The 8,347-nt window shown below is 73.3% G+C and carries 9 protein-coding genes; 2 read left to right on the forward strand and 7 right to left on the reverse strand.

Annotation, left to right across the window (positions count from 1 at the left end; translation table 11 throughout):
- The 5 genes from ACFXGI_RS38260 to ACFXGI_RS38280 form a co-directional block, all read right to left on the reverse strand.
- Positions 1–1,601, reverse strand: a 1,601-nt coding sequence (locus ACFXGI_RS38260) for a DEAD/DEAH box helicase (RefSeq protein WP_384717579.1), incomplete at its 3' end; no start/stop codon positions are given.
- 103 nt (positions 1,602–1,704) lie between these two features.
- A complete protein-coding gene (locus ACFXGI_RS38265) occupies positions 1,705–1,908 on the reverse strand; it encodes a cold-shock protein (protein WP_008743912.1) in 204 nt (67 codons plus the stop codon).
- Between the two features lie 215 nt (positions 1,909–2,123).
- Positions 2,124–3,281 (reverse strand): acetyl-CoA C-acetyltransferase, encoded by a 1,158-nt coding sequence (locus ACFXGI_RS38270; RefSeq protein WP_384717582.1) that lies wholly within the window; start codon positions 3,279–3,281, stop codon positions 2,124–2,126.
- A 20-nt stretch (positions 3,282–3,301) separates the two neighbouring features.
- Positions 3,302–3,937 (reverse strand): TetR/AcrR family transcriptional regulator, encoded by a 636-nt coding sequence (locus ACFXGI_RS38275; protein WP_384717585.1) that lies wholly within the window; start codon positions 3,935–3,937, stop codon positions 3,302–3,304.
- Between the two features lie 26 nt (positions 3,938–3,963).
- A complete protein-coding gene (locus ACFXGI_RS38280; protein ID WP_384717600.1) occupies positions 3,964–4,755 on the reverse strand; it encodes an SDR family oxidoreductase in 792 nt (263 codons plus the stop codon).
- A 79-nt stretch (positions 4,756–4,834) separates the two neighbouring features.
- Here ACFXGI_RS38280 and ACFXGI_RS38285 point away from each other — a divergent pair, with 79 nt between their 5' ends.
- On the forward strand, positions 4,835–5,980 hold the full coding sequence (locus tag ACFXGI_RS38285) for an acyl-CoA dehydrogenase family protein (protein WP_384717588.1): 1,146 nt from the start codon (positions 4,835–4,837) through the stop codon (positions 5,978–5,980).
- Positions 5,980–6,975 carry an acyl-CoA dehydrogenase family protein gene (locus ACFXGI_RS38290; RefSeq protein WP_384717591.1) on the forward strand — a complete coding sequence of 332 codons (996 nt, stop codon included), beginning with the start codon at positions 5,980–5,982 and terminating at the stop codon, positions 6,973–6,975. The genes ACFXGI_RS38285 and ACFXGI_RS38290 overlap by 1 nt, the downstream gene beginning before the upstream one ends.
- A gap of 25 nt (positions 6,976–7,000) precedes the next feature.
- On the opposite strand, the gene ACFXGI_RS38295 is transcribed toward ACFXGI_RS38290, so the two are convergent.
- The gene (locus tag ACFXGI_RS38295) at positions 7,001–7,744 is read right to left on the reverse strand and encodes a class I SAM-dependent methyltransferase (RefSeq protein ID WP_384717594.1); all 744 of its coding nucleotides are present in this window, start codon (positions 7,742–7,744) and stop codon (positions 7,001–7,003) included.
- A 92-nt stretch (positions 7,745–7,836) separates the two neighbouring features.
- A complete protein-coding gene (locus ACFXGI_RS38300; protein WP_384717597.1) occupies positions 7,837–8,205 on the reverse strand; it encodes a hypothetical protein in 369 nt (122 codons plus the stop codon).
- Between the last annotated feature and the right edge of the window lie 142 nt (positions 8,206–8,347).

Genomic DNA, 8,347 nt, shown 5'->3' on the forward strand with positions numbered 1-8,347 from the left:
GCGCCGCCCTGGCCGCCGCCGGCGCCCTGACCGCGGGAACCGCCCTGGCCGCCCTGGCCGCGCGCGGCGCTCTGGCCGCCGCCGCCCTGACCCGCGGCGGAGCGGGCCCGACGCGGACGGCCCTCGCCGCCACCGGTCGGCGCAGCGCCGCCCTGAGCGGCGGAGGGGCCGCCGGAACGACGGCGCGGGTTCGCGGAACGGCCGCCGCCGCCCTGGCCGCCGGAACGACGGCCTGCGGGAGCCGGCTGCTGCGGCACCTCCAGCACGACGGGGATGCCCGAGGGCTCCTTGGCGCCGGTGAGCCGGGACAGCTCCTCGTCGGAGGACTTGATCTGCGCGGTGCGCGGGGAGATCCCGGCGTCCGACATCAGTCGGGACATGTCCCGCTTCTGGTCGGGCAGCACCAGGGTGACCACGCTGCCGGACTCGCCGGCGCGCGCGGTACGGCCGCCGCGGTGCAGGTAGTCCTTGTGGTCGGTCGGCGGGTCGATGTTGACGACCAGGTCGAGGTCGTCGATGTGGATGCCGCGCGCGGCCACGTTGGTGGCGACCAGCGCGGTGACCTCGCCGGTCTTGAACCAGTCCAGGGTCCGGTTGCGCTGCGGCTGCGAACGGCCGCCGTGCAGGCCGGAGGCGCGGACGCCGTCCGCCAGGAGCTTCTTGACCAGGCGGTCGACACCGCGCTTGGTGTCCACGAACATGATCACCCGGCCGTCGCGAGCGGCTATGCGCGTGGCCACGGCCTTCTTGTCGGTCTCGTCCATGACGTACAGGACGTGGTGCTCCATCGTGCTGACCGCGCCGGCGGACGGGTCGACGGAGAAGGCGACCGGGTCGTGCAGGAACATCTTGACGAGCTTGTCGATGTTCCTGTCGAGGGTCGCCGAGAACAGCATGGTCTGACCCTCGGGCTGGACCTGCTTGAGCAGCGCGGTGACCTGCGGCATGAAGCCCATGTCGGTCATCTGGTCGGCCTCGTCGAGGACGGTGATCGCGACCTGGGAGAGGTCGGCGTCACCGCGGTCGATGAGGTCCTTCAGACGGCCGGGGGTGGCGACGAGCACCTCGGCGCCGCGGCGCAGGGCGCCGGACTGCCGGTTGATCGACATGCCGCCGACGACGGTCGTGGTGCGCAGGTTGACGGCCGTGGCGTACGGGGCCAGGGCGTCGGTCACCTGCTGCGCGAGCTCACGGGTCGGTACGAGGACCAGCGCGAGCGGCTGCTTCGGCTGGGCGCGGCGGCCGGCGGTGCGGGCCAGCAGCGCCAGGCCGAAGGCCAGCGTCTTGCCGGAGCCGGTGCGGCCGCGGCCGAGCAGGTCACGGCCGGCGAGCGAGTTCGGCAGCGTCGCGGCCTGGATCGGGAACGGCTCGGTGACGCCCTGGGCGGCGAGGGTCTTCAGCAGCGCCTCGGGCATGCCCATGTCCTCGAACGCGGTGACCGGCGCCAGCGCCGGGGTCAGCGGTTCGGGCATGGTGAATTCTTGGGGCCGGGCGACGGGGGCGGACTTCTGCCGTCCCGCGCCAGCCTTCGGACGTCCCTGAGCCGCGCCTCGGCCCCGGGTGGGGCGGCGGCTGGGTCGTGCGGAGCTGGAGCTGGTCATGCGAGAAAGCCCTCCTGAAACCGGCAAGGTAAAGCAAAGGTGCGAAACAGCAGACAAGCCGGGGCCCGCACCTTGCGGTGCGGACCCCGGCAAGCTGAAGCAATTAGGCGGGGAGGATGTTCTCCGCCTGGGGGCCCTTCTGGCCCTGGGTCACGTCGAACGAGACGCGCTGACCCTCGGTGAGCTCACGGAAGCCCTGGGTGGCGATGTTCGAGTAGTGGGCGAAGACGTCCGGGCCGCCACCGTCCTGCTCGATGAAGCCGAAGCCCTTTTCCGAGTTGAACCACTTCACGGTGCCAAGTGCCATTTTAAATCTCCTGAATAGGCGGCAAAGGGCCCCATCCGGAGAGTCCGGCAAAACAATAAAAGCGCCTGAGGAACATTCCCGTCAGGCGCACATAAAGTTCATGGGTACCACAACTGCAACGCTCACCAAGCTAGCACATCTCGGCGCCGGCACCCAGCCCCGCCTGCGCGTCGGGTGGGGAAGATCCGGGGGCGGGGCCCCCGGATGCCTTGCGGCTACAGCCTCTCGATGATCGTGACATTGGCCTGACCACCGCCCTCGCACATGGTCTGGAGGCCGAAACGGCCGCCCGTGCGCTCCAGTTCGTGGAGCAGGGTGGTCATCAGTTTCACCCCCGTGGCACCCAACGGATGGCCCAACGCGATGGCCCCTCCGTTGACGTTCACCCGTTCGGGGTCGGCGCCCGTCTCCTTCAGCCAGGCCAGGACCACCGGGGCGAAGGCCTCGTTGATCTCCACCAGGTCGATGTCGTCCAGCGACATGCCGGTCTTCTTCAGGGCGTACGCCGTGGCCGGGATCGGGGCCGAGAGCATCCGGATCGGGTCCTCTCCCCGTACGGACAGGTGGTGGATGCGGGCCCGCGGGCGCAGCCCGTGCTCCGCCACCGCCCGCTCGGAGGCGATCAGCATGGCCGCGGCCCCGTCGGAGACCTGCGAGGAGACGGCCGCGGTGATCGTGCCGCCCTCGACGACGGGCTTCAGGCCCGCCATCTTCTCCAGGGTGGTGTCCCGGCGCGGGCCCTCGTCGACGCGCACCTCCCCGTACGCCACCGTCTCGCGCGCGAAACGGCCCTCGTCGACGGCCCGGATCGCCCGCCGGTGCGAGCCGAGCGCGAATTCCTCCATGTCGCGGCGCGAGATCCCCCACTTCCGCGCGATGAGCTGCGCGCCGTGGAACTGGTTCACCGGAGCGTCCCCGTACCGGGCCCGCCAGCCCTCGCTGCCCGCGTACGGGCCCTGCGTGAGGCCGAGCGGCTCCGCCGCCTGCCGCGAGGCGAAGGCGATCGGGATCATCGACATGTTTTGGGTCCCGCCCGCGACGACGAGGTCCTGGGTCCCGGAGAGCACCCCCTGCGCCGCGAAGTGGACGGCCTGCTGCGAGGAGCCGCACTGGCGGTCGATCGTGACCCCCGGCACCTCCTCCGGCAGCCCCGCCGCCAGCCAGGCCGTGCGCGCGATGTCCCCGGCCTGCGGGCCCACCGTGTCCAGGCAGCCGAAGACCACGTCCTCGACGGCGGCCGGGTCCACCCCGGACCGCTCGACCAGCGCCTTCAGGACGTGCGCGCCCAGGTCGGCCGGGTGGACGCCCGACAGGCCCCCTCCGCGCCGGCCCACGGGGGTGCGTACGGCATCGACTATGTAGGCCTCGGGCATGGCGGGTGCTCCTTCGGGGGTCAGCTGCGTACGGCGATCCCGTCCAGCACCATCGACAGGTACTGGCGGGCGATCTCCTCGGGGCTGTGCTGTCCTCCCGGCCGGTACCAGGACGCCGCCACCCACACCGTGTCGCGCACGAAGCGGTAGGTGAGGCGGATGTCGAGGTCGGCCCGGAAGACCTTGGCGGCGACCCCGCGCTCCAGCGTCCCCAGCCAGGCCTTCTCGAACTTCTGCTGCGAGTCGGAGAGGTAGTGGAAGCGGGGCTGCGCGGACAGGTGCCGGGATTCCTTCTGGTAGATCGCGACGGCGGCGCGGTGCCGGTCGATCTCCCGGAAGGACTCGGTGACGAGGGCCTCGATGGTCTCCCGGGGGCCGAGGCCGGCGGCGAAGACGGTGTCGTAGCCCTGCCACAGCTCGGTCAGGAAGGCCGAGAGGATCTCGTCGAGCATCGATTCCTTGGAATCGAAGTGGTAGTAGAGGCTGCCGGCGAGCATGCCGGCGGCGTCGGCGATCTTGCGGACGGTGGTGGCGTTGTAACCCTGCGCGGCGAAGACCTCGGCGGCGGTGTCGAGGAGCTCGCGGCGGCGCTCCGGCGAAGCGCTCACCTGGGGCCTCTTGGCGGGCGAATGGGCTGTCGGCTTGTTCGTTGGCACGAGCCCATTCTGCGGCCGGACACCCCCTAGGCCCGCTGGCTGCTGACCGAGACGGTCTCGCCCGTCATGTACGACGAGTAGCCGCTGGCCAGGAACACGATGACGTTGGCGACCTCCCACGGCTCGGCGTACCTGCCGAAGGCCTCGCGGGCCGTCAGCTCGGTCAGCAGCTCCTCGCTGGTGACCTTCACCAGGTGCGGGTGCATGGCCAGGCTCGGGGCGACCGCGTTGACCCGTACGCCGAACCCGGCCGCCTCCAGCGCGGCGCAGCGGGTCAGCGCCATCACCCCGGCCTTGGCGGCGGCGTAGTGGGCCTGGCCGGTCTGGGCGCGCCAGCCGACGACGGAGGCGTTGTTGACGACGACCCCGCCCCGGCCGGACGCCTTGAAGGAGCGCAGGGCGGCGCGGGTGCAGCGGAAGGTGCCGTTCAGGGTGACGTCGAGGACCTTGCCCCACTGTTCGTCGGTCATGTCGACGAGGGCGGCGGTGCCGCCGAGGCCGGCGTTGTTGACGACGACGTCCAGGCCGCCGTGGGTCTGCTCGGCGAGCGTGAACAGGGCCCCCACCTGGTCCTCGTCGGTGACGTCGCAGGGCAGTGAGGCGACGCGGCCGGCGCCGAACTCGGCGGCGAGGGCCTGTTCGGCCTCCTTCAGGCGGCGGGCGTGCGCGTCGCCGATGACGACGCGGGCGCCCTCCTCCAGGAAGCGGCGGGCGGTGGCCCCGCCGATCCCGGCGCCGGCGGCGGCGGTGATGACGGCCGTACGGCCTTGGAGCAGCCCGTGTCCCGGCACGTAGTCGGGGGCGTTGGGGGTGTTCATGCTCATGGCCGTACGTTAACCTACCAAACACTTGTTAGGGAAGTGTCGAACGGGCCCGTGCGACGGAGGCGGACATCTGATGGACCTGACCCATGCACCGGAGGTGGCCGCTTTCCGGGCCGAGGCCCGCGCCTGGCTCGCCGAACACGTCCCCGGCTCCCCCCTCCCCTCCCTGGAGACCGCGGAGGGCTTCGCCGCGCACCGCGCGTGGGAGGCCCGGCTGCACGCGGACCGCTGGTCGGCGGTGTCCTGGCCCGCCGAGTACGGGGGCCGGGGCGTGGACATCGAGCGGTGGCTGGTCTTCGAGGAGGAGTACTGGGCCGCGGGCGCGCCCGGCCGGGTCTCGCAGAACGGCATCAGCCTCCTCGCGCCCACCCTCTTCGACCACGGGAGCCCCGAGCAGCGGGCGCGGGTCCTGCCGCCGATGGCGAGCGGCGAGGTGATCTGGGCGCAGGCCTGGTCCGAGCCGGAGTCGGGCTCCGACCTGGCCTCGCTGAGGTCGCGGGCGGTGCGCACCGGGGGCGGCTGGCTGCTGTCCGGGCAGAAGACCTGGTCCTCGCGGGCGGCCTTCGCGGACCGGGCCTTCGGCATCTTCCGGACGGATCCGCAGGCCCCGAAACCGCACCAGGGGCTGACGTACCTGATGTTCGACCTGCGGGCGCCGGGAGTGACGGTGCGGCCCATCGGCCGGCTGGACGGGAAGCCCGCCTTCGCGGAGCTGTTCCTGGACGAGGTCTTCGTACCGGACGCGGACGTGATCGGGGAGCCGGGGCAGGGCTGGCGGATCGCCATGTCGACGACGGGCAACGAGCGCGGGCTGACCCTGCGCTCGCCGGGCCGGTTCCTGGCGGCGGCGGACCGGCTGCGCGCGCTGTGGCGGGCCGAGGGGGATCCGGCGGACACCGCGGTGCGGGACCGGGTGGCGGACGCGGTGGTCGGGGCGCGCGCGTACGAGCTGTTCACCTGGGCCGCGGCCTCGCGGTTCGCGGCGGGTGAGCGGATCGGCGCCGAGTCCAGCCTGAACAAGGTGTTCTGGTCGGAGTACGACATCGCCCTGCACGAGACGGCGCTGGACCTGCTGGGCCCGGACGCGGAGCTGGCGGAGGGCGCGTGGGCGGAGCCCTGGGTCTTCTCGCTGGCCGGGCCGATCTACGCGGGCACGAACGAGATCCAGCGCGACATCATCGCCGAGCGGCTGCTCGGCCTCCCGAAGGGCCGCCGCTGATGCGCTTCCTGCCGACCGGCGAACAGTCGGACTTCGCCCGTGCGCTGCACGGCCTGCTCGACGCCTCGGAGGTCCCGGCGGCCGTACGGGCCTGGGGCGCGGGCGACCACGGACCGGGGCGGGCACTGTGGTCGCGGCTCGCGGGGACGGGGCTGTTCGCACTCGCGGCGGACGAGGCCCATGACGGGGTGGGGCTGCTGCCGGTGGAGCTGGCGCTCGGCTTCGTGGAGCTGGGGCGGGCCGGGGTGCCGGGACCGGTGGTGGAGACGGCCGCGGCGGCCGTGCTGTTGTCGGAGCTCGCGCGGCTCGGGGAGGAGGGGCCGGCCAAGCGTTTCCTGCCCGGTCTGGTGGCGGGTGAGGCCCTGGCCACGCTGACCCTGCCGGGCGGCGGTCCGTACGCCCTCGACGCGGACGCGGCGGCGTACTGCTTCACCGTCTCTGCGCCGGGCGAGCTGCGGCTGGCGGGGGCCGGGGAGGGCGGGATGCTGCGCTCCACGGACCCGGCGCGGCGGCTCTCCCGGCCCGCGCCGGACGGGGAGCCGCTGGCGGCCGGCCCCCGGGTCCTCGCGGCGGCGGGGACGGCCCTGGGCTGGGCGCGGCTGCTGACGGCGGCGCAGTGCCTGGGGGTGGGCGAGGCCCTGCTGGCGAGCACGGTGCGGTACGTGAAGCAGCGCACGCAGTTCGGGACGCCGATCGGCGGCTTCCAGGCGGTGAAGCACCGGCTGGCGGACACGCTGCTGGCCCTGGAGTTCGCCCGGCCGCTGGTGTGGGCGGCGGCACTGGGCCTGACGCCGTGGGAGGTCGCGGCGGCGAAGCTGGCGGCGGGCGAGGCGGCGTACGCGGCGGCCATGACGGCGCTGCAGCTCCACGGGGCCGTCGGCTACACGGAGGAGCTCGACCTCTCCCTGTGGCTGCGCAAGGCGCGGCCGCTGCGCGACGCGTGGGGCTCGCCGTCGGTGTGCCGGGCGGCGGTGCTTCGGGAGCGCGAAGGGTAGCGGCGGGCGGGGCGGGGGCGGGGGCTCACACGAGGGCCACCCCGAGGGTGACGACGTAGCGCTCCTCGACCGTCCCGTCCGGGAACAGGGCGGTCAGCCGGGCCCGTTCCGCGTCGACGAACGCCTGCGTGCCGGCCGGCCCGAGCATCAGGAAGGCGGAGTGGCTGGCGAGGTTGGCGAGGTGGACGTCGAGCGGGACCCGGCGCGACCAGCGGACCTTGCGCATGGTGAACGCCGGCCCGGGCGGCAGGGTGCGACGGGTGGCGGGCTCGTCGGCTTCGAAGAGGGTCCGGATCCGCTCGTCCTGCTCGGCGATCCAGGGGACGGCGGAATCCGTGTCGTTCCACCAGAGCGCGAGCGCGCCGCCGGGTCGGAGCACGCGGCGGGCCTCGGGGACCGAGCGGGCGGGGTCGGTCCAGTGCCAGGCCTGGGCGTACGTGAGGAAGTCGAACCCGGCGGTGACGAGCGGCAGCCGGTCGCCGTCCCCGCGCACGAGCGGGATCCCCGGGTGCTCCCGCCGGAACTCGGCGGCCATGCCGTCGCCGGGCTCGACGGCGACGACGTCCGCCCCGCGGGCGCGCAGCAGCCCGGTGGCGATCCCGGTCCCGGCACCCACGTCGGCCACCCTGGCGCCGCGCAGCCCCCGCCCGGCGAGCGTTTCGAGGGCGTCGAACAGCTCCCCGGGATACCCGGGCCGGTTGGCCGAGTACTGCGCGGCGGCGGCGTCGAAGGACCGGGCACGGATGCGGGGCGCGGGCGCGGAAGTCATACCGTGATTGTTTTCGATCACGGCCGGTCTCGGCGACCCACTCCGGCCTACGGCGCGGCGCCCTGCTCAGCGCCCGGCGCCCGGCGCCCGGTTCAGCGGTACTCGCGTACGACCTCGATCCGGCCCACGATGTGCGCGTTGAACTCGTCCAGCTCCTCCGCCGGGACCCACAGCTCCAGGATCGTCTCCCCGCCCGCTCGGCGGACCGGGTACCGGGCCAGGAACTCGGTGTCCACCTCGAAGCGCGTCACGAAGCCGGCCCCGTCGTGCTTGACGTTCCAGTCGCGGGCGATGCGGATCGCGTAGTCCTCGTTGAGGACGGGGTAGAAGATCGGCTGCTCGGGCAGCCGCGGCGGCCAGGCACGCCGGTCGAGCGCGCGGACGAGGTCGAGCTCGACCGGGCCCGTCGGACGCCACAGCGTGGTGGTGTTCGCGTTCGTGTTCGGGGTCGTCGTGGACATGAGGCTCGACCCTAGGGAGTGTCGTCAAAGTGGCCTCGGCCGCCCGGAAGGGCGGGGCCGGCGGGGCCTGGTGCGTGCGATCGCAAGGCGGAGGAGGGAATCGACGCGGAGCGTCGGTGACCGACGACAACGCGGCGAGCGT

This window comes from Streptomyces sp. NPDC059355 (assembly GCF_042752335.1).
In the GTDB taxonomy this organism is placed as follows: Bacteria; Actinomycetota; Actinomycetes; order Streptomycetales; family Streptomycetaceae; genus Streptomyces.